The organism is Aestuariibius insulae (assembly GCF_040783535.2).
GTDB classification, from domain to species: domain Bacteria; phylum Pseudomonadota; class Alphaproteobacteria; order Rhodobacterales; family Rhodobacteraceae; genus Aestuariibius; species Aestuariibius insulae.
Genome location: NZ_JBFONW020000001.1, coordinates 952,703 through 977,245 on the forward strand (window position 1 = coordinate 952,703; position 24,543 = coordinate 977,245).

26 protein-coding genes are annotated in these 24,543 nt (G+C 60.5%); 13 read left to right on the forward strand and 13 right to left on the reverse strand.

Annotated features, from left to right (window positions below; all coding sequences use genetic code 11):
• Positions 1-54 precede the first annotated feature (54 nt).
• From AAD018_RS04570 to AAD018_RS04580, 3 genes are all read left to right on the forward strand, one after another.
• Entirely contained in the window at positions 55-843 is a 789-nt protein-coding gene (locus AAD018_RS04570; RefSeq protein WP_367313303.1) for a DUF3592 domain-containing protein, read from the forward strand.
• A 108-nt stretch (positions 844-951) separates the two neighbouring features.
• Positions 952-3,252 (forward strand): xanthine dehydrogenase family protein molybdopterin-binding subunit, encoded by a 2,301-nt coding sequence (locus tag AAD018_RS04575; RefSeq protein WP_367313302.1) that lies wholly within the window; start codon positions 952-954, stop codon positions 3,250-3,252.
• Positions 3,239-4,288, forward strand: coding sequence for a DUF2235 domain-containing protein (locus AAD018_RS04580; protein ID WP_367313301.1), 1,050 nt, complete (start codon positions 3,239-3,241; stop codon positions 4,286-4,288). The genes AAD018_RS04575 and AAD018_RS04580 overlap by 14 nt, the downstream gene beginning before the upstream one ends.
• On the opposite strand, the gene AAD018_RS04585 is transcribed toward AAD018_RS04580, so the two are convergent.
• Positions 4,285-4,770 (reverse strand): PaaI family thioesterase, encoded by a 486-nt coding sequence (locus AAD018_RS04585; protein ID WP_367313300.1) that lies wholly within the window; start codon positions 4,768-4,770, stop codon positions 4,285-4,287. The genes AAD018_RS04580 and AAD018_RS04585 overlap by 4 nt on opposite strands.
• A 34-nt stretch (positions 4,771-4,804) precedes the next feature.
• The gene (locus tag AAD018_RS04590; RefSeq protein ID WP_367313299.1) at positions 4,805-5,671 is read right to left on the reverse strand and encodes a methylenetetrahydrofolate reductase; all 867 of its coding nucleotides are present in this window, start codon (positions 5,669-5,671) and stop codon (positions 4,805-4,807) included.
• 88 nt (positions 5,672-5,759) lie between these two features.
• On the opposite strand from AAD018_RS04590, the gene AAD018_RS04595 reads away from it, so the two are divergent.
• The 5 genes from AAD018_RS04595 to AAD018_RS04615 are packed head-to-tail and all read left to right on the forward strand — an operon-like array spanning position 5,760 to position 9,268.
• Positions 5,760-6,671: a LysR family transcriptional regulator gene (locus tag AAD018_RS04595; protein WP_367313298.1), complete on the forward strand. Its 912-nt coding sequence runs from the start codon at positions 5,760-5,762 to the stop codon at positions 6,669-6,671.
• 55 nt (positions 6,672-6,726) lie between these two features.
• The gene (locus AAD018_RS04600) at positions 6,727-7,581 is read left to right on the forward strand and encodes a formate/nitrite transporter family protein (protein WP_367313297.1); all 855 of its coding nucleotides are present in this window, start codon (positions 6,727-6,729) and stop codon (positions 7,579-7,581) included.
• Between the two features lie 58 nt (positions 7,582-7,639).
• Entirely contained in the window at positions 7,640-7,855 is a 216-nt protein-coding gene (locus AAD018_RS04605) for a hypervirulence associated TUDOR domain-containing protein (protein WP_367313296.1), read from the forward strand.
• Positions 7,852-8,286 (forward strand): baeRF12 domain-containing protein, encoded by a 435-nt coding sequence (locus AAD018_RS04610; RefSeq protein WP_367313295.1) that lies wholly within the window; start codon positions 7,852-7,854, stop codon positions 8,284-8,286. Before AAD018_RS04605 ends, AAD018_RS04610 begins: the two co-directional genes overlap by 4 nt.
• Complete coding sequence (locus tag AAD018_RS04615) at positions 8,273-9,268, forward strand: DNA topoisomerase IB (RefSeq protein ID WP_367313294.1); 996 nt, start codon at positions 8,273-8,275, stop codon at positions 9,266-9,268. The genes AAD018_RS04610 and AAD018_RS04615 overlap by 14 nt, the downstream gene beginning before the upstream one ends.
• Here the strand turns inward: AAD018_RS04615 and AAD018_RS04620 are convergent.
• The 4 genes from AAD018_RS04620 to AAD018_RS04635 all read right to left on the reverse strand — a co-directional run bounded on the left by AAD018_RS04620 (position 9,265) and on the right by AAD018_RS04635 (position 12,948).
• Positions 9,265-10,641, reverse strand: coding sequence for an MATE family efflux transporter (locus AAD018_RS04620; RefSeq protein WP_367313293.1), 1,377 nt, complete (start codon positions 10,639-10,641; stop codon positions 9,265-9,267). The genes AAD018_RS04615 and AAD018_RS04620 overlap by 4 nt on opposite strands.
• A complete protein-coding gene (locus AAD018_RS04625) occupies positions 10,641-11,369 on the reverse strand; it encodes a Crp/Fnr family transcriptional regulator (protein WP_367313292.1) in 729 nt (242 codons plus the stop codon). The genes AAD018_RS04620 and AAD018_RS04625 overlap by 1 nt, the downstream gene beginning before the upstream one ends.
• A 429-nt stretch (positions 11,370-11,798) precedes the next feature.
• Positions 11,799-12,074 carry a hypothetical protein gene (locus AAD018_RS04630; protein WP_367313291.1) on the reverse strand — a complete coding sequence of 92 codons (276 nt, stop codon included), beginning with the start codon at positions 12,072-12,074 and terminating at the stop codon, positions 11,799-11,801.
• 61 nt (positions 12,075-12,135) lie between these two features.
• Positions 12,136-12,948 (reverse strand): response regulator, encoded by an 813-nt coding sequence (locus AAD018_RS04635; RefSeq protein WP_367313290.1) that lies wholly within the window; start codon positions 12,946-12,948, stop codon positions 12,136-12,138.
• A 98-nt stretch (positions 12,949-13,046) separates the two neighbouring features.
• Between AAD018_RS04635 and AAD018_RS04640 the strand changes: the two genes are divergently transcribed.
• From AAD018_RS04640 to AAD018_RS04655, 4 genes are read left to right on the forward strand one after another with little or no spacing between them, the layout of a single operon-like run.
• Positions 13,047-13,211, forward strand: a complete 165-nt coding sequence (locus tag AAD018_RS04640) for a NepR family anti-sigma factor (RefSeq protein WP_367313289.1) — start codon at positions 13,047-13,049, stop codon at positions 13,209-13,211.
• A complete protein-coding gene (locus AAD018_RS04645; protein ID WP_367313288.1) occupies positions 13,208-13,804 on the forward strand; it encodes an RNA polymerase sigma factor in 597 nt (198 codons plus the stop codon). The genes AAD018_RS04640 and AAD018_RS04645 overlap by 4 nt, the downstream gene beginning before the upstream one ends.
• The gene (locus tag AAD018_RS04650) at positions 13,804-15,540 is read left to right on the forward strand and encodes a sensor histidine kinase (protein WP_367313287.1); all 1,737 of its coding nucleotides are present in this window, start codon (positions 13,804-13,806) and stop codon (positions 15,538-15,540) included. Before AAD018_RS04645 ends, AAD018_RS04650 begins: the two co-directional genes overlap by 1 nt.
• Positions 15,540-17,102 carry a phospholipase D-like domain-containing protein gene (locus AAD018_RS04655; RefSeq protein ID WP_367313286.1) on the forward strand — a complete coding sequence of 521 codons (1,563 nt, stop codon included), beginning with the start codon at positions 15,540-15,542 and terminating at the stop codon, positions 17,100-17,102. The genes AAD018_RS04650 and AAD018_RS04655 overlap by 1 nt, the downstream gene beginning before the upstream one ends.
• 6 nt (positions 17,103-17,108) lie before the next feature.
• On the opposite strand, the gene AAD018_RS04660 is transcribed toward AAD018_RS04655, so the two are convergent.
• Positions 17,109-18,137, reverse strand: a complete 1,029-nt coding sequence (locus tag AAD018_RS04660; RefSeq protein WP_367313285.1) for an AI-2E family transporter — start codon at positions 18,135-18,137, stop codon at positions 17,109-17,111.
• A gap of 122 nt (positions 18,138-18,259) precedes the next feature.
• Here AAD018_RS04660 and AAD018_RS04665 point away from each other — a divergent pair, with 122 nt between their 5' ends.
• Positions 18,260-18,457 (forward strand): CsbD family protein, encoded by a 198-nt coding sequence (locus AAD018_RS04665; protein ID WP_367313284.1) that lies wholly within the window; start codon positions 18,260-18,262, stop codon positions 18,455-18,457.
• A gap of 50 nt (positions 18,458-18,507) precedes the next feature.
• On the opposite strand, the gene dtd is transcribed toward AAD018_RS04665, so the two are convergent.
• The 6 genes from dtd to AAD018_RS04695 form a co-directional block, all read right to left on the reverse strand.
• Positions 18,508-18,960 carry a D-aminoacyl-tRNA deacylase gene (gene dtd, locus AAD018_RS04670; protein WP_367313283.1) on the reverse strand — a complete coding sequence of 151 codons (453 nt, stop codon included), beginning with the start codon at positions 18,958-18,960 and terminating at the stop codon, positions 18,508-18,510.
• Positions 18,957-19,871, reverse strand: coding sequence for a carbohydrate kinase family protein (locus tag AAD018_RS04675; protein WP_367313282.1), 915 nt, complete (start codon positions 19,869-19,871; stop codon positions 18,957-18,959). Before AAD018_RS04675 ends, dtd begins: the two co-directional genes overlap by 4 nt.
• Positions 19,872-19,875: 4 nt before the next feature.
• On the reverse strand, positions 19,876-20,985 hold the full coding sequence (locus AAD018_RS04680) for a TFIIB-type zinc finger domain-containing protein (RefSeq protein WP_367313281.1): 1,110 nt from the start codon (positions 20,983-20,985) through the stop codon (positions 19,876-19,878).
• A gap of 30 nt (positions 20,986-21,015) precedes the next feature.
• Positions 21,016-22,113: an SPFH domain-containing protein gene (locus tag AAD018_RS04685; RefSeq protein WP_367313280.1), complete on the reverse strand. Its 1,098-nt coding sequence runs from the start codon at positions 22,111-22,113 to the stop codon at positions 21,016-21,018.
• Between the two features lie 276 nt (positions 22,114-22,389).
• Positions 22,390-23,379: a DUF2927 domain-containing protein gene (locus tag AAD018_RS04690; protein ID WP_367313279.1), complete on the reverse strand. Its 990-nt coding sequence runs from the start codon at positions 23,377-23,379 to the stop codon at positions 22,390-22,392.
• Complete coding sequence (locus tag AAD018_RS04695) at positions 23,351-24,541, reverse strand: toxic anion resistance protein (protein ID WP_367313278.1); 1,191 nt, start codon at positions 24,539-24,541, stop codon at positions 23,351-23,353. The genes AAD018_RS04690 and AAD018_RS04695 overlap by 29 nt, the downstream gene beginning before the upstream one ends.
• Positions 24,542-24,543 lie beyond the last annotated feature (2 nt).

Sequence of the window (24,543 nt, forward strand, 5' to 3'; positions counted from 1 at the left end):
CTGTCCTCCGGGTCGGGGGCGAGATAACGAAGGCTTGCAGGAAGGGGAAGGGAAATGCGGGACGGACCGGACAAGCACAGCGTGGATCACCCGAAGAGCGCATGGACGCTTTGGCGGGAGCAGCCGCCGAAGGGGATGTTCTTTTGGGGGCCGGTTCTGCTTTATCTTTTCTTCTTTGCGATCTGGTTGCTCGCCGACGTCACCGCGACCCAGTTCGAGCGGGACGGCCGGATAACGACAGCCGAAGCGCAGTCCTTCGAGGTTTTCAGTAGCCGTAACAGCGATGGAGAGCTGGAGACGACCCACCGGATGCATTTCACTTACGAGGTCGAGGGCGAGCGGATCGAGAACCAGTCGGATCGGAGCGTTCCCTGGCCCCATGCCGAAGGAGATCGGTTCGAGATCCGATATCTGTCCGGTCGGCCCAAGCAGGTCGAGACCCGGGTGGGTAGCACGAGGCGGGCTGAGGCTGGATTTGGCTGGGTTCTTTTTGCGCTGACGCTTCTTATTGCCATGCTCTTCGTTTTTCGCGGGGGCAGCGTGATCCGCGCTATTCGGGCACGGCGGCTGGGAGAGGAGGTCGAGGGGCGGATCACATCGATGCAGATTTCGGAGCGAAAGGTGAACGGGCGGCCTGTTCCGGGCAGGGGGACGTTCAACTGGGTGACCGAAGACAGGATCTACGGGGTGCGGAAAAATATCCCGCATTATGTCTATTACCGCTATAAACCGGGCGACCGGCTGCGGCTGTTCCGGCTGGGCCGAAAGACGTGGTGGGAGGGTGCCATTGGCCCCCGGCAGCTGGACGAGAGCCGTATTCCGCCCGTTGCGCAGGACGACTGAGCGCGTCTGTTCACCGGATGGAAAGGCTGCGCGGATATGCGGCTCTGGACTTGCCACGCGCGGCGGATAGGTTGCGCGGGACAGCGTAACGCGAAAGGGCGGCAGGCTATGGAAAAGTTCGGCAAGAGCCAGTCGGTCAGACGGGTCGAGGATCTTCGGTTCCTGACCGGGCAAGGCGCCTATGTGGACGATATCGCACCCGAAGGCGCATTGCATGGCTATGTGCTGCGCTCGAGCGAGGCCCATGCGGAGATTTCCGGTCTGGACGTAGAGGCGGCGCGCGAGGTCGAGGGGGTGCATCTTGTGCTGACCTCCACCGATCTGGCAGAGCTTGGCGTGACGGACGGAATGCGGGCGTCGATCATCGATAACCTGGACGGCTCTAAGGGAGCGGCGCCGAAGCGGCCGCTGCTGGCCGAAGGGCGCGTTCGGTTCGTGGGCGAGGCGGTGGCTTTCGTCGTTGCCGAGACCCTTGCGGCGGCGAAGGATGCGGCCGAATTGATTGAGCTGGACCTTGATAGCCTCGAGGCGCATGTCGCGGTGGCCTCTGGCGGGCCGGTGCTTCATGAGGAGGCCCCCGAGAATGTGGCCTTCGACTGGGGCAAGGGCGACCGGGATGGGACCGAGGCTGCGCTGGAGGCGGCGGCGCACCGCGTGCGGCTCGAGATCGAGGACAACCGGATCATCGTGAACTCGATGGAGCCTCGTGGGTGTTTTGCCGAGATTATGGAAGGCGGACGTTTGCATGTCGCCGTCAATGGGCAAGGCGTCTGGGGGCCGAAGGGTGATATTGCGCGGATGCTGGGGCTCAAGCCGGACGATGTGCGGGTGACGAACCCCGACACCGGCGGCGGGTTCGGGATGAAGGCGATGGCCTATCCGGAGATGTTTCTCGTGGCGATTGCCGCGCGGGCGCTGGGACGGCCTGTCCGCTGGATGGGCGAGCGGACCGAATCCATGCTGAGCGACAATGGGGGGCGCGATCTGGTCTCGGTGGCCGAGCTGGGCTTCGATGCCGATCATCGGATTACCGCTTACAAGGTCGAGACCCGCTGCAATCTGGGCGCCTATAACAGCGGCTTTGCGCAATTCATCCAGTCGGAGCTTTTCGCGAAGGTTCTGATGGGCGTTTATGACGTGCAGACGACCTGGCTTGGGGTGAAGGGGATCTTTACCAACACCACGCAGGTCGATGCCTATCGCGGGGCCGGGCGGCCCGAGGCAATCTATGTGCTTGAGCGGGTGATGGACCACGCGGCGCGGCAGCTGGGCGTCGATCCCTGGGAGCTGCGGCGCAAGAATTTCATCGCGCCGGGGCAGTTTCCTTACGTGAGCGCGACAGGCGAGACCTACGATGTGGGCGATTTCCCCCGCGTGCTGGAGCGGGTGGCCGAAGAGGCGGACCGGGCCGGATTTGCGGCGCGCAAGGCGGCATCGGAGGCCGAGGGCAAGCTGCGCGGGATGGGCCTGTGCTATTACATCGAGAGTATTCTGGGCGATCCCTCCGAGGGCGCGCGGGTCGTCTTTACCGAAGACGGCGGGGCCGAGATCCATGTCGGCACGCAGTCGAACGGGCAGGGACACGAGACGGTGTTCGCGCATTTCCTGTCCGATCAGTCGGGGATCCCGATGGAGAAGATCCGCGTCGTGCAGGGCGACAGCGATATCATCGCCAAGGGCGGCGGGACCGGAGGGTCGCGGTCGGCGACGGTTCAGGCCAATGCGACGCTGGCGACGGTGGCCGTGATGGTCGGGGCCTTTGGGGCGTTTCTGGCCGAGCGGGAGGATGTGCGGGCCGAGGATGTGAGTTTTGACGACGAGAGGTTCCGGATTGCGGGATCGAATGTCGCGCCGACGATGCTGGAGGCGGCCGAGATGGCGCGGCAGGCGGGGCGGGACGATCTGCTCGATCACCATGCGCGCGCTCAGCTTCCGGGGCGGTCCTATCCCAACGGGGCGCATGTGGCCGAGGTGGAGATCGATCCGGCGACGGGCTGGATGGATGTCGTTCGCTATACGGTGACGGATGATTTTGGCAATCTTCTCAACCCGATGCTGGCCGAAGGGCAGGTGCATGGCGGGGTCGCGCAGGGGATCGGTCAGGCCTGGAACGAACGGGTGGTCTATGATGAGGACGGGCAGCTTCTGACCGCGACCTTCATGGATTACGGGATGCCGCGGGCCAATGACCTGCCGTTCATCGCCTTCACGACCGAGGCGGTGCCGTCGACCGCCAACCCGATGGGTATGAAAGGCTGCGGCGAGGCCGGGACCGTGGGCGCCTTGGCTGCTGTGGCCAACGCCGTGCAGGATGCCGTCTGGGATCTCGGGATCGAACGGGTCGACATGCCGTTCACGCCGCTGCGGGTCTGGGAGATGCTGAAAGAGGGATCGCGTGCGGCTGCGTGACTGGCTTCTTGGGCTTATCGGCCGCGCTCCGAAACGGGAGGGCGGGCAGCTTACGGCTGTGCGGGGGCGGCATTCCCATGTGATTATTCTCGACGGGACGATGTCCTCGCTGGACGATGGTCACGAGACGAATGCGGGGCTGCTTTACAAGCTGCTATCCGAGCAGGGGCCACGTCTGGGGCTGACGGTCTATTATGAGGCCGGGATCCAGTGGCGTGATTGGTCGAGGACCTGGGACGTGATCGCGGGGCGCGGGATCAACCGGCAGATCCAGAGGGCTTACGGGGTTCTGGCCTCGCGCTATCGGCCCGGGGATCTGATCTTCCTCGTCGGGTTTTCACGCGGCGCCTATGCGGTCCGGTCGCTGGCCGGGGTGATCGACCGGATTGGCCTTTTGCGGGCCGAGGACGCGACCGAGCGCAATATTCGCGAGGTCTACCGCCATTATCAGGCCAGCCCGGACAGCGAGGCGGCGGCGGTCTTTGCCGCGCGCCATTGCCACGAGACGGTGGAGATCGAGGCGGTTGCGCTTTGGGATACGGTCAAGGCGCTGGGGTTGCGGGTGCCGCTGCTCTGGCGGTTCCTTCCCGAAAAGCACGCCTTTCACAACCACGCGCTGGGCCCGGCGATCCGGCACGGGTTCCATGCGCTGGCTCTGGAAGAGCGGCGGATGGCCTATGCGCCGGTGATGTGGGTCTGCAATCCGGACTGGCCCGGGCAGATGGAGCAGGTTTGGTTTCGAGGCACGCACGGTGATGTCGGCGGGCAGCTGGGCGGGTTTCTGGAGGCGCGGCCTTTAGCCAATATCCCGCTTGTCTGGATCATCTCGCGGCTCGAGATGTGCGGGCTTGAGCTGCCGGATGGATGGCGCAGCCGGTACGAACAGGATGCGGGCGCGCCATCGATCGGGGCGTGGCGCGGCTGGTCGAAGCTGTTCCTGTGGCGCCGGCGCCGGGTGGTCGGGCGCGATCCATCGGAGCGGCTGCACGAGGCTGTGCAGCAGGCGCCGGAGATCGGTCTGGTTCTGGCCGATTAGGCTTTCGGTGGCAGCGGTAGGATGATGCAGGTGGTGGAGCCTGTGGCATAGAGTTTGCCGTCAGGCCCCCGGATCTCTCCTGTCGCGACCCCGGTAGAGCGGCCCGCATGGGAGACGAGGCCTTCGGCGGTGATCTCGGTGTCCAGCGGGATGCTGCGGGTGATGTTGATCTTGTATTCGAGCGTCGTGTAGGTCGTGCCCGCCGGGATCATGGTCATGATCGCGCAGGCCATACAGCTGTCGAGAAGCGTGCCGTACCAGCCGCCATGGACCGTCCCGAGCGGGTTGGTCATGTCAAATCCCGGCGCGCCGCGAAACGTCACCCGGCCTTCTTTGACCTCGTTCAAACGGTAATTCAGACGGGCACCGATGGGCGGGCCGGGAAGCGTTCCGTCGCGGATGGCCTGCATGAACTGAAGACCCGACATGGTGCGCAAGATCTCGGGATCCGGCAGGTCGGCGGGCGTCTTGGCATGAAACATTGGGGCCTCCGGGATGTCCGCGGAAGCTGCCCCGTCAGGCGGCGTTTGACAAGGGATCCTGCCGGGGCGCGGCGCCGAGGGCTGTGCAGATGTCGAGCGTCAGATCGGCGCTGTTGAGCGTGTAGAAATGCAGATCGGTCATACCGTTCGAGACAAGTTCGGTGCAGAGCTCGGTCGCTTGGGTGAGCGCGAAGAGGCGCGCGCGGTCGTGACGCTCGGCGGTGTCGAAGGCCTGTTCGAGCTCGAGTGGAATGGGCGCGCCGCAGGATTTGGCGAAGCGACGCGCTTTGTCCCAGTCCTTGACCGGGAGGATGCCGGCGATCAGGGGTAGCGTCACTCCGGCAGTGGCGGCGGCATCGCGCGGGCGCAGATAGCGTTCTGGCGAGAAAGAGAATTGGGTGATTGCGGCGCTTGCCCCGGCATCTTGCTTGCGCTTGAGCCAGTCGAGATCCTGAGTTGTCCCCCGGCTGTCGGGATGCGGATCTGGATAGGCGGCGACGGTGACGTCGAAGCCGTCTTTGGCCAGCGTCTCGATCAGATCGCAGCTTGTGGCGAAGCCATCGGGATGGGGCGTGTAGTGGTCTGCGCCATCCGTAGGGTCGCCGCGCAAGGCGAGGATGCGGGTGATCCCGGCGGCGCGATAGGCCTCGGCTGTCTCGAGAACCTCGGCGCGCGATTGGCCTGCGCAGGTTAGATGGCCTGTGATGGATAGTCCGGTTCGGCTTTGCAGAAGGGCCGCTGTCTCAACGCTTTTCGTGCGGGTCGATCCACCGGCGCCGTAGGTTACCGAGATGAAGTCGGGATCCGCCTTCGCGAAGTCGCGGGTTGCCTGCAAAAGCGTGTCCCGCCCCTTGTCCGAGCGAGGCGGAAAGACTTCGAAAGAGACGGATGGACGCGGCATGACAGGGCAACTCCTTAAGTGGACCTCTTGTTTCAATTCTACCCGCGTGAGACAATTTCATAATACTCACTTTGAAGATGAGGTTGATTTGCATATTGAGTTTCGCCACCTGCGAACGATCCAAGCCATTCACGAAACCGGAGGCCTCGCCCGCGCGGCGGAGCGGCTGGGGCTGACCCAATCGGCGCTATCCCATCAGGTAAAGGGGATCGAAGCGCAGGCGGGGGTGGAGCTGTTCGTGCGTCGATCGAAGCCGCTGAAGCTGTCGGCTGCGGGGCTGAAGCTGCTTGCAGCGGCAGAACGGATCCTGCCGGAGGTCGCTGCGTTGGAGGCCGAGTTTGCCGGGCTCGAGACCGGGCGCGCCGGACGGCTGCATATCGCGATCGAGTGCCATGCCTGTTTCGAGTGGCTGTTTCCGGTTCTCGATGCGTTTCGCAAGAACTGGCCGGATGTAGATATCGATATCCGTCCGGGACTGGCTTTTGGGGCCTTGCCCGCCTTGCAGAAGGAGGAGGTCGATCTGGTTGTCTCCTCCGATCCCGAAGAGTTGGATGGCGTCGATTTTACGCCACTCTTCGATTACGAGCCGGTCTTTGTGGCTGCCGATACGCATCCTTTGGCGGCGAAGGATTTCGTAGAGGCTGGTGATTTTCGCGGTGAAACACTGATCACCTACCCGGTGGGTCGCGCGCGTCTCGATGTCTTCAGCCAACTTTTGATGCCTGCAGGCGTTGAGCCTGCTGCGATCCGGCAGGTGGAGCTGACCGCGATGATCCTGATCCTCGTTGCCTCGGGGCGCGGTGTGTCGGTTCTGCCGGACTGGGTGCTGCGGGAGGCGCGGACAAGTGCTGACTACATCACTCGCCCGTTGACGAAAGGCGGGATCACACGGCGGCTCTATGCAGCGACGCGGCGCGAGGAGACGACAAAGCCTTTTATGGCGCATCTGATCCGACTGGCCCGCAGCGAAGCTGTGAAGCTTCAGCGGAGCGCTGCCTGAGGGAACTGATCGAAGGTTCAATGCTTTAGCTAGCGTTGGACGTGAGGATTGCGCCGTGACGGATGAAGATACCAAGACCGAGGAAGAGCGCGAGCTTGAAGAAAAGGCGGAAGAGAAATCCGTCGAAGAAGCAGCCAAGCTGACCTCGAAACTGGTTTATGAGGTGATCCGGCGGGACGGTGAGGAAGAGTTGGCCCGTCCGACGCGGTCCTTGATCTGGTCGGGGATCGGAGCGGGGATCCTAATCTCTTTTTCGGTTCTGGCCGAAGCGATCCTAAGGACCTATCTGCCAGACGTTCCATCAAGCTATCTGGTTGAAAATATTGGATATAGCTTGGGGTTCCTGCTGGTCATCCTCGGCCGTATGCAGCTTTTTACCGAAAACACGATCACCACGGTTTTGCCTTTGATGGTCGATTTCTCAGGCCGGATGATCCTTCGGATCGCCCGGCTCTGGGGGATCGTTCTGGGGGCGAATGTCGTCGGTGCTTTTGCCATCGCGGCGGTCTATGCGTTTACGCCCGCGATCCCGCCTGAAATCATTCCCGCCTTTACCGAGCTTTCCTATCACGCGACGGGTATGCCGCCTTTGCAGGGCTTTGCGCGAGGCATTCCGGCGGGCATTCTGGTGGCGGCGATCGTGTGGATGTTGCCGCAGACCGATAGCGCGTTCTTCACTATCCTTGCCTTCACCTGGCTGATCGCTGCGGGAGATTTCACCCATATTGTCGCCGGATCGGTCGAAATGGCGTTTCTGATCTGGATCGGCGAGCTGGGCGCGGTCGGCGCGATCTTCGGCTTCTTCCTCCCGGTTCTGCTTGGCAATGTTGTTGGTGGCACCGCGATCTTTGCGATGCTGGCCTGGGGGCAGGTCAAAGACGAGATGCGCATCAAGGTCAGCCGGGTCTAGGGAACCCGCGGCGCCGTTCAGGCATTTGCGGGGACTGACAAGATCAAGGAGTGATGTGATGAGCGATTACAGCGAAGGCGATAAGGTCGAGTGGAACTGGGGCAACGGTACCGGGACCGGGACCGTGCAGAAGAAGTACACTCAGAAGATCACGCTCAAGATCGACGGGAACGAAGTCACCCGCAATGCGAGCGACGATGAGCCGGCCTACAAGATCGAGCAGGACGACGGGGACGAGGTCCTCAAGTCCGGCAGCGAGCTGTCGAAGGCGTGACACGTCTTCCGCACGGGATCTGGGTTATCGTGGCGGGCACCTCGGACGCCGAGATTTTCATAAATCTCGGTGAAGGCGAGGAATGCCACCTCAAGCAGATCCCGCGCGATCTGATCGGGGGCGGCCTGTCTCGGGCCGCTTTCGAAGAGGCCGTGAAGGCCGATGATGATCTGGCGTCAGCTGAGCCTCTGTTGCTTGGGGATGACGCGTCTGGACTCTTGAAGCCGCTGCGGGATGCCGACACTCAGGATCAATTCGAGGAGCTGCTGATCGCGGCGCCTGAGCCGACGCTTGAAGTCTTAAGGGAGGCGATGCCGCTGTCGCTGAAGAACAAGGTGATGAAGGCCGTTGCAGTCGATCTTTCCGGACAATCCTTCGATCTGATCGAGCAGCGGCTGCTGTCCCATCTGACCGTCGATGACGCCGCTTGATCCCGATCTGATCTACTATCCCGACAGCGAGCCGGGAATTCGCCGAAAGGGGCGGGGTCGAGGTTTTCAGTATATCGCTCCGGATGGCACGGGAATTGATGACACCAAGGAGCGTGAGCGGATCGAGGCTATCGGCGTTCCGCCCGCTTACGGGGATGTCTGGATCTCTCCCCTTCAGAACGGTCATCTACAGGCAACGGGGCGGGACGAGCGGACACGTAAGCAATATCTTTATCATCAAAGCTGGGCTGAAGCGCAGGCAGCTCGTAAATATGACGGGCTTGCGCATTTCGGGACGATGCTGCCGCGTCTGCGGCGCAGGATCGCGGAGGGATTGAAAGAGCCTAAAGGAAGCGAGGATCTTGCGCTTGCCGCGATCCTGGCCTTGCTTGACCGAGCCTCGTTGCGGCTGGGGCATCCCGACTATCGCGATGAGAACGGAACTTATGGTGCCACAACGCTTCGGACGCGGCATGCAACCTTTGGCGATGGAGAGGTCGATCTGACTTACGCGGCAAAGGGCGGGCAGATGATCTCCAAAGTCCTGCACGGAGATGCGCTTCAATCGGCGCTTGAGAAAACAGCGGATCTGCCTGGGGCGGATCTGATTGGCTGGACCGATGACGCCGGGACTGCGCGGTCGGTGCGGTCCGAGCAGGTAAATGGGTTTCTGCATGACGTTTGCGGAGAGGGCGTATCGGCGAAGACCTTTCGCACCTGGAACGGGACCCGGGAAGCGTTCCGGGTCGCGCTGGCGGCGGGCGACGGGTCTCTGACCATCAAGACGATGGCGGAAGCGGCGGCCGAGCAGCTTCACAACACGGCGACGATCGCGCGAAGCAGCTACATTCATCCAGATGTGATCTCTTTGGCTGAGATGGATAACGCGGAGAGAAAGGAGCGCCTTGCCGGTCTTGACCCCGGTGGCCGCACCGGTTTGCGCGCCGGAGAGGCGGAGCTTTTGTCCTTTCTGTCGGACTAGCCTGAGATCCGTTCGGCGGGCTTTCTGATCAGGCCGATATCGGTTTCCAGAAGATCTGTCGCTCGTGCTGCAATGTAAGAGCCATAGATCGCCGCGAGGTTCGCAATGACAGCGGCGGCAAGGATGCCGGGATAGCCCATGAGCGTCACGCCGATCCAGGCCAGCGGAAGATAGAAGATCAGGATCCGCGAGAGGCTGAGCCCCATCGACCAAAGCGCCTTTGACCGAGCATTCATCGCGGCATTGGCGGTGATGATGACGCCATAGCCGACAAAGCTCCAACTGACGATGCTGAGATATTGCGCGGCATATCCAGCGGCCTCCTCGCTTGACGCCATGGCGGTGGAGATCGGCCCGGCGAAGAGGGTCAACAGAGCCGCGATGGCGAGTCCGTAGATCAGGCAGAAGAGCCACGATAGACGGACAGCCCGGCGCGCCCGGTCTTTCTTTTCGGCCCCCCAGTTCTGGCCGACAACCGGTCCGATGCCCGAGGACAGCGCCAGAAGCGCCACGATTGCGACCGATTGCACGCGCGTTGCCGCGCCAAAGCCGCCGACGGCTGCTTCGCCCAGTGTGGCAACCGCCGCCGTGACCGCTGCCATGCCTGCTGGATTGATCGCATTGGAGAAAGACGCGGGCAGGCCGACGCTGCCGATCTCTTTGACGGATTTGGGGATGTTCTTGAACGGCTCGCAGCGGAACTGGAGCAGGCCGCGCCAGATTGCGTAGCTGATGGCGGCGACTGCTGCCACGGCGCGTCCGATAAAGGTTGCCAGACCTGCGCCTTCGGTCGCCATTTCCGGAAAGATCCACCAGCCGAAGATCAGGATCGGAGTGAGCGCCATGTTGACGAGGGCAGAGAAGATCATCGTCACGGCGGAGGTCGCCCCGTCCCCGTGGGCACGGAATACGGCGTTGGTAATCATCATGACGACAAGGAACGGAAAGGAGAGGGCCCACCACGGCGCATATTCCGCGATTTCCTTGAGCACCTCGTCGGAGGCGCCCATCGCGCCGAAGAGCCAGCGGAACCCGACCCAGAAGAGCCCTGCGACGATCAGGGAGAGAACCGCACCAAGCCCGAACGCATGCAGCGCGAGACGCCTCGGGACGCTTTCGTCGTCACCGCGTCCGATCGCTTGGGAGACGGCGGTGTTCGCGCCCGCCGAGAGACCGATGGAGAGCGATGTGATGGCGGTGGCGACGGGATAGAGAAATCCCACGGCAGCGAGCGGAGCGCCGCCAAGCTGACCCAGGAAGTAGGCATCGACGATTCCGACGCTGAGCACTGCAAGAATGCCAAGAGACATTGGCGCAGAGACCGAGGCGAGTGCCCGCCAGACCGGGCCTTTGGTAAGGTCGCGATCCGACATCAGAAGAGCGGGCGTTCGGGAAGAGGATCAGGCCGAATGCCGCCTTCCCGCGCGAGGCCGTCTATATCGTGGACTGTCAGCATCCCGTCTCTCCACGCTGCTATCTGCTTGTCACGCAGGCGCGCCAGGGTTTTGTTTGTGTGGACAAGGGAAAGTCCGAGTGCGTCGGCCAGATCCTGTTGCCGGAACGGGAACGGCATCGTGTTGTTTTCGACGAGGTCCAACGCGGTGCCGCGCTGAAAGATCCTGAGAAAGGCCCAGATAATCTTTTCGGCGGCGCTGCGCTGCCCGAGGGAGGCCAGCGCTTCGCCAAGGAAATGCTCCTCGACGGCGGCGAGCCACGTCAGGTCATAGGCGCGTTCGGGATGTGCGCGGAAAAATGACCACAGCTCGCTACGGTCAAAGACACAGAGTGTCATGGGCGAGACCGCATCGACCGAATGCTGCATCTCGGTCATGATACCGCCTTGCAGGCCGAGAAAATCACCGGGGAATACGAAGTTGATGACCTGGCGGCGACCATTATCGAGTGTCATATAACGTAGCCCCATCCCCTCAAGAACGCTATAAAGCTGAGGGCTGCCGGACCCTTCCACAAGGAGAGGTGTGCCGGGGTCGATTGTCAGCTCTCCCTTCTTGAATTTCTGGGTAAAGCGGACTTCGTCCGCAGTCATCTTCACGAAGATGTCGTGGCGACGGAGCGGACAATTTTTGCACTTGGTCGACATACTGGTACTTCGTTCCTGCCTATGTCGTAGTTAAATGCAGAGGTTCATGAAGTGTTCCATCTTTGATGGAAGCAGGTCAGGACATGTGGTGTCTGGATCTCTTGTCATTTTGGAGCGGGATCTGACTGCCCGACAGGATCTCACTGGGTGTCTGATACAAATTGAGCCGGGGGCCGGGTGCCCTGGCATGAGGTTTTGAAGGACGCCTGGGCGTATGTCGGGCCGCTGTCTTGGGTTCAGGCTGCGTTCGTGGGCCGTACTCTCGCGTGATCGAGTGGGCAGCGCTGCTTTGGTGTTTCAGTGAGATTGAATGGTGGTTCTGAAAAGCTGTCACGTCTGAAAAGAAAAGGCCGCGACGAACCGGGTGTCCGTTCAGCGGCCTTTTGCAATTTTAGTGATTCGTGCTGGATAGGCACAAATCTATATATTTTAACGGCGGCTCATCAATCCCGCCAGAAAGCCAACTCCGGCCACGATGGCGAGCGCGGTAACGGGCTGTGACCTTACGAACTCGTTCGTTTGGTCGGTCAGGTTCTTGGCGCGGGCGCGCCCCTCCGTATGAAGCTGATCGAGCTGGGCAAGCGTGGTTTCGGCCAAGCTGCCAAGGTCGCGCTGAAGAAGTTCGATCTGCGTATTGAGATCACCTTTGTCGTTCGTTTCAGCGGGTTTGATCGGTGTTGCGTCCTTCGTTGCCGTCTGGGCCATATCATTCTCCGTCCAATGGGGTTCCTTGAGGAACGGGCTGACCGTCCTCAAGGTTCCACTTTTAGGCCTTCAGAGTTTCAGTCGATGAGAAGAACATCGCCTGACCGACGGCGGACCGCACCTGATCTTCGACATAGGGTTTGGAGATCAGGAAGGCCGGTTCGGGACGCTCGCCAGTGAGAAGACGTTCCGGATACGCGGTTATGAAGATCACCGGGATCTCTCCGAAATGGCCGAGGAGATCGTTTACGGCGTCGATGCCGGAGGATTTGTCCGCCAGATGAATGTCCGCGAGGATCAGATCGGGTCGCTCTTTTTTGCCCATCTCGACCGCGTCGGTCCGGGTTGGCGCGAGCCCAACAACCTCGTGACCCATGCTCTTGACCAAGGCTTCGAGATCCATGGCTATGATGGCTTCATCTTCGATAATCAGGACACGGCCTTGGATCGCGTCGGAGAGTTCCTGCTCGGCGACGGAGAGCAGATGCTCGACCTCTGACAGGTCGATTTGCATGATCGTTGCGACTTCGGCCGGGGGGAAATCTTCGAGCGATCTGAGAAGAAGCGCTTCCCTCGTGTTCTTTGTCAGCCGGCTTAGATGCGCCTGGGCCTTTGCCTCCAGCCCGTCGGACGCATCCTCGATCCGCGAGCCTGAGCTGTCCCAGATCGAGTGAAAGACACGAAAGAGAGCTGTTTTCGGAGCGATGTTTCCTTCAAAGGCAGACGTATCCTCCAAGATCGCTTCGAGCGTCGCCGCGGCATATGCATCGCCGCTTTTCTGGCTTCCGGTGAGAGCGCGGCCATAGCGCCGCAGATAAGGCAATTCGGCGCCGATATGGGTAGTGAGAGGCGTCGCGTCTTGCGGGGTGCTCATTCTAGCCTGTCCTTTTTGAACTTATATGGAACCAAAATGCATCTGGCGGGTGTTGGTTCCAAGTCTCGGCAAAGCAATTAACGAACTTAAAGGGCAAAATGGCGCAGGAGAGAGACGGGGCAGACACCCGCAAGCAGATCGCGAAGGGTTTGAAGCAGGTTTACGGATCCTATTCGGATGCGGAGGTCCCCGACCGCTTTGACGCGCTTATGCAGCAGCTGAGGGACAAAGAGGCAGAATCGGGACTGGAGGACAAATCATGAGTGTCGCCAGACAGAGCACATCTAACGGAGCTGCCGTGGTCCATGCGGATCCGCGCGACGAAATTGTCGAACATCTCAAGCCTATGCGGGCGTTCGCCATGTCGTTGACGAAGGACTGGGCAAAGGCAGATGACATCGTTCAGGATACTATCGTCAAGGCGTGGACGAATATCGATAAGTTTGAGCCTGGAACGAACATGCGGGCGTGGCTTTTTACCATTCTGCGCAACACGTTCTACTCGAGCTACCGCAAGGTGAAGCGAGAGGTTTCCGACACTGACGGGGTCTTTTCGGCCCGTCTGTCAGAGAAGCCATCGCATGATGGGCGCTTGCAAATGCGTGACTTCGAAAGGGCGCTGAGCAAGCTTCCGATCGAACAACGAGAGGCTCTTATTCTTGTCGGCGCTTCCGGCTTTTCCTACGAGGAAGCCGCGATGACCTGCGGCGTTGCTGTCGGGACCATCAAGAGCCGGGTCAACAGGGCGCGAAACCACCTTTCGGCGCTGCTTGATCTTAAGGGCGATACGAATTTCGAGATGACCGACGAAGCGACGTTGGCGGTTGTCGCAATGAACACATCCGTCACAAGATAATGTTTTCAACGCGGTACGATTGGGCTTGGCATCAAAGCCTTGGATTTCGCATCCTTGCCCTTTTGTCCGTTGTGCTGTTGCCGATCGGTCTTCTGGCGGTGCTGCAAACGCAGGAGGTTACGGACCGCGTTGAGGAGCAATCGCAGCAGAATATCCTCGCTCTGAGTGAGCGTGCCGCCGGGGGTCAACATGCCCCGATCCAAGCTGCCTTTGGCGCTGCGCGGGTGATTGGGGCGACGTCTGTTAACCTGCAGACCAATCCAAACGACTGCAGCGCATTTTTGGAACGGGTGGTGTCGATAACGCCGGTTTATTCCTTTGTCGCGCTTATCCCCCCGGACGGGCAGGTGACTTGCAGCTCAACCGGGCAAGCCTTTGATGCCACTGCCTATGACAACTTTGACGACGCGATGGAGCGAAGAGCTGCGTCTGTCTTTGTCAATCGCGCTGGGCCTTTGTCGGAGCAATCGGTCCTGATCGTATCCGAGCCAATCGAGATCGATGGCGAGTTTTTCGGGTTCATCTCGATTTCGATCCCTCATGATCGCTTGCCTACCAATATCGGGATTGGCGGCGCAGAGACGCCGCAGAGCATTCTGCTTTTGAATAGTCGCGGAGAAATTGTCAGCGCCACCGCAGGTTTCGATGCAGCGGAGCAAGATCGGCCAGGGGAAGAAAACCTTGCCCGTCTTGTCACCGAACCGCCACGTGTCTTTCGCGGCACGGCGATAGACGGTCAGGCGCATCTCTATGGAAGCTCGATATTGATCCCGGACGTTCTAACCGCGCTGGCGGTTTGGGACCCCGATACCCCGATCGCCCGGCGATTGGATTTCGCGATCTCTCCAAGCCTTTTTCCAATTTTCATGTGGGTGGCGAGCTTGATCGTCGCTTACTTTGCCCTTGATCGGCTTGTTGTGCGTCAGATCCGCAGTTTGAGCGATGGGATACGGCTGTTCGCCTCTGACCGACGGAGCCCGTTTACGGATAAAGGTCACCTGCTTTCCGGTGAATTAACGGCGATCGAACGCGATTTTCAGCGAATGGCGGAGGATGTCATCTATGACGAGGCGAAGCTGGAAGGGGCGATCAAGGAGAAAGATGTTCTACTCAAGGAGGTCCACCATCGGGTCAAGAACAACCTGCAGCTGATTTCCTCGATCATGAATATGCAGCTTCGAAAGACAACGAATGGCGAGACGAAGCAGATCCTCAGCCGGTTGCAGGATCGGGTGCAAAGCCTCGCGACGGTGCATCGCAAGCTGTACCAGACCGAAAATCTCGACAAGCTGGATGCGGGATATCTCGTCCGCGATCTTGTCAGCCAAACCGCGCGGCTCAGTACGGTGCCAGAGCAGCATATGGATCTGCAGTTCGATATCGAGCCGGTGGTGATGTATCCCGATCAGGCGGTGCCGCTGTCGCTGTTCCTGACGGAGGCCGCGATCAACGCTTTCAAATATGCCGGGGCCGATGAAGGTAAGGCACCCTGGGTCAAGGTCCGCTTCGTGCTTGAAGCGCCGGGGCAGGCTTTGCTTGAGATCTCAAACTCGCTTGGCACATCGACGCCCCTGGCAGAAGAAAGCGAGATGTCGGGTTTTGGATCGCAGCTGATCCGTGCTTTCTCGATGCAATTGCGCGCAAAGACAGAAGTGACCCAAGATAACGGTGTTTATCGGGTTGTATCACGGTTCAATGTCGAAGAGTTCGAGCCTGAATATCGTGAAGAGGTCTGATGCCGTCTCAACCGCATGCGCCACCGGCTTTGCGCAACCTGAAAGTCCTTCTGACAGCGCATGAGGCGTATCCGGAGATGGAGCGCCTCTTTCTCGAGGCGAGGCATGAGATCCGGGCCTGCTTCCGGATCTTTGATCCGTTCGCGAAACTGCGCTCGGACGCGGCGCTTGCTGTCGGGGAAACCTGGTTCGATCTGATCACGCACACACTTGAGCGAGGCGTGAGCCTTCGGATGGTCATCTCTGACTTCGATCCGGTCGGGCGCGTCAATCTTCACCGGCAGACCTGGGACAGTTTGCGGGCACTTTATGCGGCGGCGGAGGCGTCGGGTGCCTCTCAGAACCTGACCGTGACGGCAGCCTTGCATCCGGCAGAGGTGGGCGTGTTGCCGCGTATCATCCTTTGGCCGAAAATCCGGAGCAGCCTCAAGCCAATCCTGGAGGATGTGAACGCCCTTCCTGCAGAGGAGCGGGATGAGGCGATGAGGCGGATCCCGCTTGTCGCCAGGTTTGCGGAGAAGGCAGGGGAGAGCTGGCGGCTCAAAAGATGGCAGCTGCCGGTCCTTCATCCCGCCACGCATCATCAGAAGCTGGCCGTCTTCGATCGGAAATCGCTGTATATCGGCGGTCTGGATCTGGATGACCGGCGGTTCGACACGCCCGAGCATGACCAACTGGCGCAACAGACCTGGCACGATGTCCAGCTGTCGATGGAGGGCGATCTTGCTGTCGCGGCCCACGATCATCTGGGCAGTTTCCTAAATGTCGTTGAAGGAAAGGATCCGCCCGCGATGCCGCGCGGTCTGCTGAGGACGTTGTCTTCCAAGCGCAAGCGGCCTTGGCTTGCGATGGGCCCGCGGCCCGTTCTGTCGGAGGTGGCGCAGGCCCATAGCCGGCATGTCCGTGAAGCGCAGGACCTGATCTACCTCGAGACCCAGTTCTTCCGCGATCGCAGGTTGGCTCATCAACTGGCCGAAGCCGCGCTCGCCAATCCTGATCTCAAGCTTTTGATGATCGTTCCTGCGGTTCCCGAGGAGATCGCATTCGACGGTCGGCGGTCAAGCGATCAAAGGCTGGGAGAGCATCTTCAGGCGCGCTGTCTGGAAATGGTCCGGGACGCCTTCAAGGATCGGTTCTTCATCGGCTCTCCCGTGCAACCGCGTCTGCGCGACGAGATGGACGAAGGTCCCAAGCGCCTCGGCGAGGCCCCCATGGTCTATGTCCATGCGAAGGTTTCGATCTTCGATGACAGGGCGGCGATCGTGTCCTCCGCCAATCTCAACGGTCGCAGCCTTTACTGGGATACCGAAGCTGGGGTCGAGGTCAGTGATGCGGAGCAGGTGAAGATCATTCGCGAGAAATGTTTCAGGCATTGGCTTCCGGCTGATGCGCCTCGACGGTTCTTTGATGGCGATGACGTCATCAAGGCGTGGCGCGAGCTGGCCGAGGACAATCAAGGTCAGCACCCAGAAAAGCGGGACGGGTTCATCCTGCCCTATTCGATCGGGGCGGCTCGCCGGTTCGGACGAGCCATCCCGATCGTTCCCGAGGAGATGGTGTAGCCGCTACTACGCTGCTTCCTGAGAGAGCTGGGTCGCGGTAAAATTGTCTTTGCGTTCTTTGCGCAGGGCGAGCGACCAGACGAGGATCGGGATAGCGATGATCGCGCCCACCGGCCCCCAGAGCCAGAGCCAGAAGACAAGGCTGAGGAAGACCAGCATCGGGTTGATCGACATGGTTCGTCCGATGAGTTGCGGCGTAACGAACTGACCTTCTGTCATATTCATGAGCAAATAGCCCGCCGCAGGCAGGATGGCATAGATCCCGTCAAAAGCGACGATTCCCGCGACGAGAAGGCTGCAGGCCAGGAGGATCGGACCAAGATAAAGAATGAAGTTGAGAAGGAAGGCCAAGCTGCCCCAAAGGAACGGCGCAGGCAGCCCGATCAGGTGGAAGTAGCCCGTCACGATTGTCGCGAAGATTGCGTAGATGACCGTGATCGTAAGGAAGTATCGCGAGACGTCCTGTTCCGCAGCTTCCAGCAAGTCCTTGGATATATGGGGCAGGGTTCGGCTGGCTTTCTCGTAGATGTCTTCGCGGCCCAACAGAAAAAAGTAGAGCGTGCCCACAAAGATCAGCAGTTGAGCACCCACGGCCGGAGCAGATGTCAGGAGATCGGTGATATCGGGCACGACGATATTTGCGCCGCCACTGCTTGTTCCGCTACTGCTCACCGCGGCGGTCACATCGCTTGTGACCTGGTCGATCCCTTCGGCCGCCCGCCTGATGTCTCCTGCGAAGCTCTTCAACTCGTTCCAGATGGCTGGGGCGCTGTCGATTGCGATGCGAACGATTGGGCTGAGCGCGGTAAAGAGCGTCGCAATGATCGCGAGAAAAATGACCAGCGTGGCAAAGGCGCTAAGTACATTTGGCAGCCCAAACCGAAGAAAAACGCGCGATAGCGGTGACAAAACCACCCCGAAGACAAGCGCAAGCGTCACTGGCGCAAAAATCTCGGATGCGACATAGAACGCTGTCGCAACCGCGATCGCCGTCAGGATCGGCAACATGAAGGGTCTGAGCGGGTGTTCGAGCATTATGAATCCTTTTCAAAACAAGTGGAGAAAAGTCGCTCAGGTTCCCATAGGAACGAAACAAAGGGACGCCGTGATGCATTGGGTTCTTACAATCACTGCAATCAAACATGAGGATGACAGCGATGAACTGGGACCAGATCCAAGGTCAGTGGAAACAGATGAAGGGTAAGGCGCAGGAGCGCTGGGGCGAGCTTACCGATGATGAGCTCGATCAAGCTCAGGGTGATCGCGAGCAAATGGAAGGCCTGATCCAGCAAAAATACGGCAAGTCCAAAGAAGAAGCCCGCAAGGAAGTCGATGAATGGATGGCAAACGCCTGACGCATCAGACATACGGCGCAAGACAAGGGTCCGGATCATCCGGGCCCTTCTTATTTTGAGCTGTTCGGGCTTTCTATCCAGATCGTCACCGGGCCGTCGTTCACGAGATGGACGGCCATATCCGCTCCGAACCGGCCGGTTGCGACAGGGCAATTAAGGTCCGACATCGCTCCTATGAACCGAAGATAGAGACGGTTGCCGTCTTCCGGTGCGGCAGCTTGAGAAAATCCAGGCCTATTTCCGCGCGACGTATCGGCGGCGAGCGTGAACTGACTAACGATCAGCGCGGCGCCATTCACATCTGTAACGGACTTGTTCATGCGTCCGTCCTCGTCGCGGAAGATACGGAGCTTTGCGATTTTTGCGGCCAAGGCATCCGCATCGCTTTCGGTATCCCCCTGCATCGCGCAAACGAAGATAAGAAGACCGTGGCCGATCTCCCCGATCGTGGCGCCCTCGATCTGAACCGAGGCCTGACTGACCCTTTGAAGAAGCGCTCTCACAGCTCTTTTGCCCAAGGCGGATTGGCGCCTGCGCGGGAGACGGTCACGGCCGCTGCCCGGCTCCCGAGTGTCAGGGCCTCGCCGATCTGATCTTCGGACAAAGAGTGCAGAGCGTCATCGTTCAGCAGGCCGGATCTATCCAAGGAAGCCAGAAGACCTGCATTAAATGTGTCACCCGCGCCGACCGTATCGACGACGTCCACCTTTGTGGCTTCGACCCAGACGTCGTGGTTAGAGGTATAGCCAGCGACCCCGTCGGCCCCTTGCGTAACAGCGACGAGGCGCGGACCCTTCTTCAGCAAGGACCGGGCGAGATCGGGAAGAGTGCCGTTTCCTTCGAGCCACCGGAGATCCTCATCAGAGACCTTCACGATATCTGCCGCTTCGATCATCCGTCCGATCCGGGCGCGGTAGGCCGCCTCATCGGAGATAAATCCGGGACGGATGTTGGGGTCGATCATCGTCACCGCACGGGACGCCTCTCGTAGCATGAGCGCCTCATAGGCCGCTCCACACGGATCGGTCGCAAGACTGATGCCTCCGAAAAAGAGAGCGTTCGCAGAGGTTAGGGGCAGATCCTCAACCGAGAGATATCGTCCGGCGGTCCCCTCGTCGTAGAAGGCGTAGCTGGCCTGACCCTGAGCAAGCCGCACGAAAGCCAGCGTCGTTGGACGATCCGAGAAGGCGACGGTGCTGGTTTCGACATTGGACGCGGCGAGGCTCTCCTTGAGCATATCGCCGAAGAAATCCGTGCTGATCCCGCTGAAAAAGGCGGTTTCAGCGCCAAGGCGTCCCAGAGCAATCGCCGTGTTGAAGACCGCGCCTCCCGCATGGGGGGCGAAGGCCGGTGCCCCCTCCGCAGTTTCCCGGGGCAGCATGTCGATCAGGGCTTCGCCGCAGCAGAGAATCATGCGCTTACCCCTGCATGGCCGAGATTGCGCCGATTACAGCGGCAATCAAAAGGCCGATGATGACAGCGATGGCAATCTTCCATTTGGACCATGGGCGCTCTCCCTGAACGCGGCCGGTATGACCGTTGACGACGAACCGATAGGTCTTGCCGCGATATTTGTAGGCCGCAAGCCAAACGGGCAAGAGAATATGCTTGAAGGTCACGCCGCTCACCTGAGTGTCGACGGCGTGAACCCGTTGGCGGTCGCCTCCGATGTCGAACTTCACGTCCCGTTCGATAACGCGATCCATGATTTCGCGGGCCAGGACGAAGCCGCTTTCAAGATCCACCTGATAGCCTTCAGCGCGAAAGCCTGCGAGAAATTCGGGTCTGTAGGGTTCGAGCATCGAAAGATCCCACGGTTCGAGACCCTCTGTATAGCGTCTAGGAAGGGCCTTCGAGGCAAGGACGAGGACATCATCGAAGGCACGGGCGACGCGGCCGGTGACAGAGCGCCAGCGGGTCTTGCGGACCTGCACGCGCTGGCGCTTTCCGTCGCGGATGACCGTCCGGGTTTCGTAGTAGTCGTTGCCCTGCTCACCGCGATAGGAGGAACGTGTCTGGGCGTCGAAGGTCCAGTAGGGAACGTAGATGCCAGACATCGCCCGGCCCTTTCGGGCGTAGTCCTGTAGGCCGTTGGGCGCGAACCAAAGCTTTCCGAGCCAGTCGGTCATCGCTTTCCGCGCGGTCTGCTCGTCAAGCGCGAAGGGCAGGACGCCTTGCGGTTTGAAGTGGCGGTGTACGCCAGTATCGGTCACGACAGGCGTTGCGCAAAACGGGCATTCGGTGGCGTGGATCTCCGGGTCAAACTCGATCTCGGCGCTGCAATTCGGACATTTGGAGACCCGCGTCTCCTCGATCTGGGCCTGCGAGACGGGGGTCGTCAGCGCCGTCTGGAAGTCAAGTTCTGCCAAGGCGTGCGTCGACCGCCCAAGGCCTTCGACCTGGGACGTGTTTCCGCAGTGGTCGCAGACCAGCCGTCCCGCATCGGGATCGAAGCGGAAATCGGATCCGCAATTGTCGCAGGGAAAGCGGTGCTGCTCGAGGGGAAGGGCGGTCTCGACGTCTGACATCGTGGCGCTTTCGGGGCTGGGGCCGGTCGCTTACGATACAGGAGGAGGCGGGGGCGGCATGACCGTGAAGAGCTGCGCCAGCTCGCGCACATCCTCTGCCTTGAGCCATCCGTCCTGGCCTTGCGTCCAGACAAATGTCTCACGCGAGAGGCTGCCATCGGCTGCCATCTTTCCCAGATCCGCCTTGGAATAAGGGCCCTTCGTCTCGCCATTTTCCGCGATATGCCAGACATGTTCGACGGGCGGCGGGGGCGGCGCGGAGCTTTGTCCGCCCCAAGGCCCGCGCGACATTTGGTTGGCCATTGCCATACCCATGCCCATTCCAAGACCGGCGCCCATGCCGCTGTCGCCGCCTTGTTCGGCGGCTTTCGTCATGGCTTCGGCCTGGGAGTATTGGGTGAAGCGGTTGAGATCGCCCGCGATCCCGACAGAGGTTCTTTTGTCCAGTGCCTGTTCGACGGCGGGGGGCAAGCTTATGTTTTCTATGTATAATTCCGGAAGCGTCACGCCGTAGCTTTCGATCACGGGGCTGATGGCTTCGGCGATGATGTTGCCCAGATCGCGGGTATTGGCGGCCATATCGAGAACCGGAATGCCTGAGGATGCGAGCGCGCGGGAGAATTCCTGAACGATGATGTTGCGCAGCTGGAAGCTGATTTCGTCCATGGTAAATTCGCCGTCGGTGCCGACGATTTCGGTGAGGAACTTTGCGGGGTCCACGACGCGGACAGAGTAGGTTCCGAAAGCCCGCAGACGGACGGGGCCAAACTCAGGATCGCGGGCCATGATCGGGTTCTTCGTGCCCCATTTCAGGTTGGTGAAACGGGTCGTGTTGACGAAGTAAATCTCTGATTTGAAAGGAGATTTGAAGCCGTGATCCCAGTGTTGGAGGGAGGTCATGATCGGCATGTTGTTGGTCTCGAGCATGTAGAGACCGGGGGTAAAGACATCGGCTAGCTGACCCTCGTGCACGAAGACAGCGGCCTGACCTTCGCGGACGGTCAACTTGGCGCCGTACTTGATCTCGTGCCCCTCGCGTTCGAACCGCCAAACCATTGTATCTCTTGTATCATCCGTCCAGTGAATGACGTCGATGAACTGGCCTTTAAGGAAGTCGAAAATAGGCATTGGGCAAGGCTCCTGACGGGAGGATTATTGGGTATAACGTGGCCTGTGACGGGCGGCGTTACAAGGCCGGATCGGGGTTGCGGTATCCGGTCGGTATCGCGTCGGTATCCGGTCGGTGAATATCTGGCCTGGGCTTACGATTGTTTAAGATCCGTCCTTTAGACTGCTTGTAAGGATAGAATGTTGAGCGACCGGAAACCAATGATGACAGTGCCGCTGTTTGCCAATTGGCGAGAGGCCGAGAGGTCTCTGATAGCCGCCTTGCGAGTGCTGATTTCAGCTTTCGCCTTCTCCCGCCAGTTCGCGGGCGATCACCCGCGCGACAGGTTCGGCTTCGTTCACTGTCATTCCAGGGCGCATCCGGGGATCGTAAAGCATCTTCAGAAGCTGTTCGTCATGGGTCGTCAGCCGGGCGAACTCCTCGTCGTCGTTAAAGATCGACGGGCGCGCCTGCGGGCTGTCATTGGCAAGTCCCATGCCTTGCGCCAGTTCTTCCTGGATACAGCCTTTGCGGATCAACTCGGGATGTTCGGCGCGCACGACCGCGATCGCCTTGGAATAGGTTGCGCGGTCCGGCCCGTTCGGAAAGGCGACGACAAGGCACAGCGTGGTCCGGGGCAGGGTGACGATCTCGCGGACCACCGTCTCGCTAATACCGGGGGCCAGATTGCGCAGACGGGGAGCGATGGCCTGCCGCGAGGTCTCATCGAGGATCAGAACGTGAAAGTTCGCGGCGGCAGGCGCAACGGAAACGGGATGTTTGGTCAGGCGCGACAGGCGGATCGCGAAGCGAGCGATGAAGGCGCTGTCTTCGGCGCGCTGCGCGGGAGGGACGGCAGCCCCATATTCAATGCCAATCCGGACCGGCTGCGACCAGCGGCGAAGGACGCTCTCGGTCGCCTCGGGCACAAGCGTGTCCGCCTCGGTCCGGTATTCGTCATAGAGCGCGATCTGGATAAAGTTGCGGGCAAGCTCGCGAGCGGTATATGGCGTGTCCGGCCCGCCGCCGTCCTGACGCAGCAGGCCCTGTACCAGCAATCCGTCCTGTAGCCGCTTGAAATAGATCTGCGCATCCCGGTCCAGCTTTGGCGCTGGCGCCTGACGCGGCGCAGGCGGCGCAGCGGGCGCGGCCTTGGGAGGCTCAGGCGCGGGCGGGGGAACAGGCTCGGTGAAATCGCAGGCCGCAAGGCCCGCGATCATCGCGAGAGCAAAAGAGGCGCGGGCTGCCAGCAATGGATCAGACCGAAGTGCCTGCCGTGTCGCCAATACTATCCTTGCGGGCCTTGGCCGAAGCGAGCGTCTCCTTGAGCTCATGCTCCATCTTCTGAAGCTCTTCTTCGGCGGCGGCGCGCCGGGCCTTGCCTTCGTCGGCGATCTGCAGACTTTCGTTGATCGTCGCGATCAGATCTGAATTGGCCTGTTTGACGGCCTCGATGTCAAAGACGCCGCGTTCCATTTCCTCGCGGATGATCTTGTTGCTGTCGCGCAGATTCTTGGCGTTGGCGGTGAGTAGCTCGTTGGTCAGATCGTTGGCATCGCGGACGGCGGCAGCGGCATCGGCCGACCGCTGGATCGTGACCGCCTGGGCCAGTTGCGTTTCCCAAAGCGGGACGGTGTTGACGAGGGTCGAATTGATCTTGGTGACCAGCGACTTGTCGTTCTCCTGCACCAGCCGGATCGAGGGGAGCGATTGCATCGTTACCTGCCGCGTCAGCTTGAGATCGTGGACACGCCGCTCCAGATCGTCGCGGGCGGCGCGCATATCGCGCAGCTCTTGAGCTTCCATAACGGCTTTGTCCTCGGGGGCGGCATCGACCGCTTTTTCCTTGGCGGGAATGACCGTGCCGTCGAGTTCCTTCAGCTTTTCCTCGCCGGCGGCAATGTAAAGCGCGAGCTCGTCGTAGAAGGCGAGGGTCTTTTCATAAAGCTGATCGAGCGATTCGATGTCCTTGAGCAGAACATGTTCGTGCTTGAGCAGATCGTCGGTGATGCTGTCGATCTGGCCTTGGACATCCTCGAACCTGGCCATGAATTCAGCGACCGGCTTGGATTTACCGAGCAGCTTTTCCCACCAGGAGCGTTTGCGATTGGGATCGAGTTCCTCGACCGAAAAGCCCCGGATGGTCGACACGATATCGCGCAGGGAATTGCCCGCAGGGCCGACATCCTTGTTCTTGACGTCCGAGAGCATCGCCTGGCTGATCTGCTGCAATTCGGATTGCGCGGCAGAGCCGAAGGAGACGATGGAGTTCGTCTGGCTCATGTCGAGCTCGTCCATGCGACGGCGGATCTCGGCGCTGGCGGCCGGATCAGCCTCTTCGAGCGTCACGATCTCTTGCGCGGGAGCGGGTTCGGGCAGCGTCACGGCGGCGACCTTCGTGACGGTTTCAGTCTCGGCCTCGGCCTGCTGGCGGACGGTGTCGGACATGG

What these genes read in the sequence shown, in the direction of transcription:
- AAD018_RS04685 (WP_367313280.1), bottom strand. Translation starts at nt 22,113, where the DNA reads ATGCCTATTTTCGACTTCCTTAAAGGCCAGTTCATCGACGTCATTCAC.
- AAD018_RS04585 (WP_367313300.1), bottom strand. Translation starts at nt 4,770, where the DNA reads ATGTTTCATGCCAAGACGCCCGCCGACCTGCCGGATCCCGAGATCTTG.
- AAD018_RS04660 (WP_367313285.1), bottom strand. Translation starts at nt 18,137, where the DNA reads ATGCTCGAACACCCGCTCAGACCCTTCATGTTGCCGATCCTGACGGCG.
- AAD018_RS04575 (WP_367313302.1), top strand. Translation starts at nt 952, where the DNA reads ATGGAAAAGTTCGGCAAGAGCCAGTCGGTCAGACGGGTCGAGGATCTT.
- AAD018_RS04625 (WP_367313292.1), bottom strand. Translation starts at nt 11,369, where the DNA reads ATGTCGACCAAGTGCAAAAATTGTCCGCTCCGTCGCCACGACATCTTC.
- AAD018_RS04615 (WP_367313294.1), top strand. Translation starts at nt 8,273, where the DNA reads ATGACGCCGCTTGATCCCGATCTGATCTACTATCCCGACAGCGAGCCG.
- AAD018_RS04695 (WP_367313278.1), bottom strand. Translation starts at nt 24,541, where the DNA reads ATGTCCGACACCGTCCGCCAGCAGGCCGAGGCCGAGACTGAAACCGTC.
- AAD018_RS04640 (WP_367313289.1), top strand. Translation starts at nt 13,047, where the DNA reads ATGGCGCAGGAGAGAGACGGGGCAGACACCCGCAAGCAGATCGCGAAG.
- AAD018_RS04680 (WP_367313281.1), bottom strand. Translation starts at nt 20,985, where the DNA reads ATGTCAGACGTCGAGACCGCCCTTCCCCTCGAGCAGCACCGCTTTCCC.
- AAD018_RS04655 (WP_367313286.1), top strand. Translation starts at nt 15,540, where the DNA reads ATGCCGTCTCAACCGCATGCGCCACCGGCTTTGCGCAACCTGAAAGTC.
- AAD018_RS04645 (WP_367313288.1), top strand. Translation starts at nt 13,208, where the DNA reads ATGAGTGTCGCCAGACAGAGCACATCTAACGGAGCTGCCGTGGTCCAT.
- AAD018_RS04620 (WP_367313293.1), bottom strand. Translation starts at nt 10,641, where the DNA reads ATGTCGGATCGCGACCTTACCAAAGGCCCGGTCTGGCGGGCACTCGCC.
- AAD018_RS04635 (WP_367313290.1), bottom strand. Translation starts at nt 12,948, where the DNA reads ATGAGCACCCCGCAAGACGCGACGCCTCTCACTACCCATATCGGCGCC.
- AAD018_RS04590 (WP_367313299.1), bottom strand. Translation starts at nt 5,671, where the DNA reads ATGCCGCGTCCATCCGTCTCTTTCGAAGTCTTTCCGCCTCGCTCGGAC.
- AAD018_RS04665 (WP_367313284.1), top strand. Translation starts at nt 18,260, where the DNA reads ATGAACTGGGACCAGATCCAAGGTCAGTGGAAACAGATGAAGGGTAAG.
- AAD018_RS04605 (WP_367313296.1), top strand. Translation starts at nt 7,640, where the DNA reads ATGAGCGATTACAGCGAAGGCGATAAGGTCGAGTGGAACTGGGGCAAC.
- AAD018_RS04650 (WP_367313287.1), top strand. Translation starts at nt 13,804, where the DNA reads ATGTTTTCAACGCGGTACGATTGGGCTTGGCATCAAAGCCTTGGATTT.
- AAD018_RS04675 (WP_367313282.1), bottom strand. Translation starts at nt 19,871, where the DNA reads ATGATTCTCTGCTGCGGCGAAGCCCTGATCGACATGCTGCCCCGGGAA.
- AAD018_RS04630 (WP_367313291.1), bottom strand. Translation starts at nt 12,074, where the DNA reads ATGGCCCAGACGGCAACGAAGGACGCAACACCGATCAAACCCGCTGAA.
- AAD018_RS04570 (WP_367313303.1), top strand. Translation starts at nt 55, where the DNA reads ATGCGGGACGGACCGGACAAGCACAGCGTGGATCACCCGAAGAGCGCA.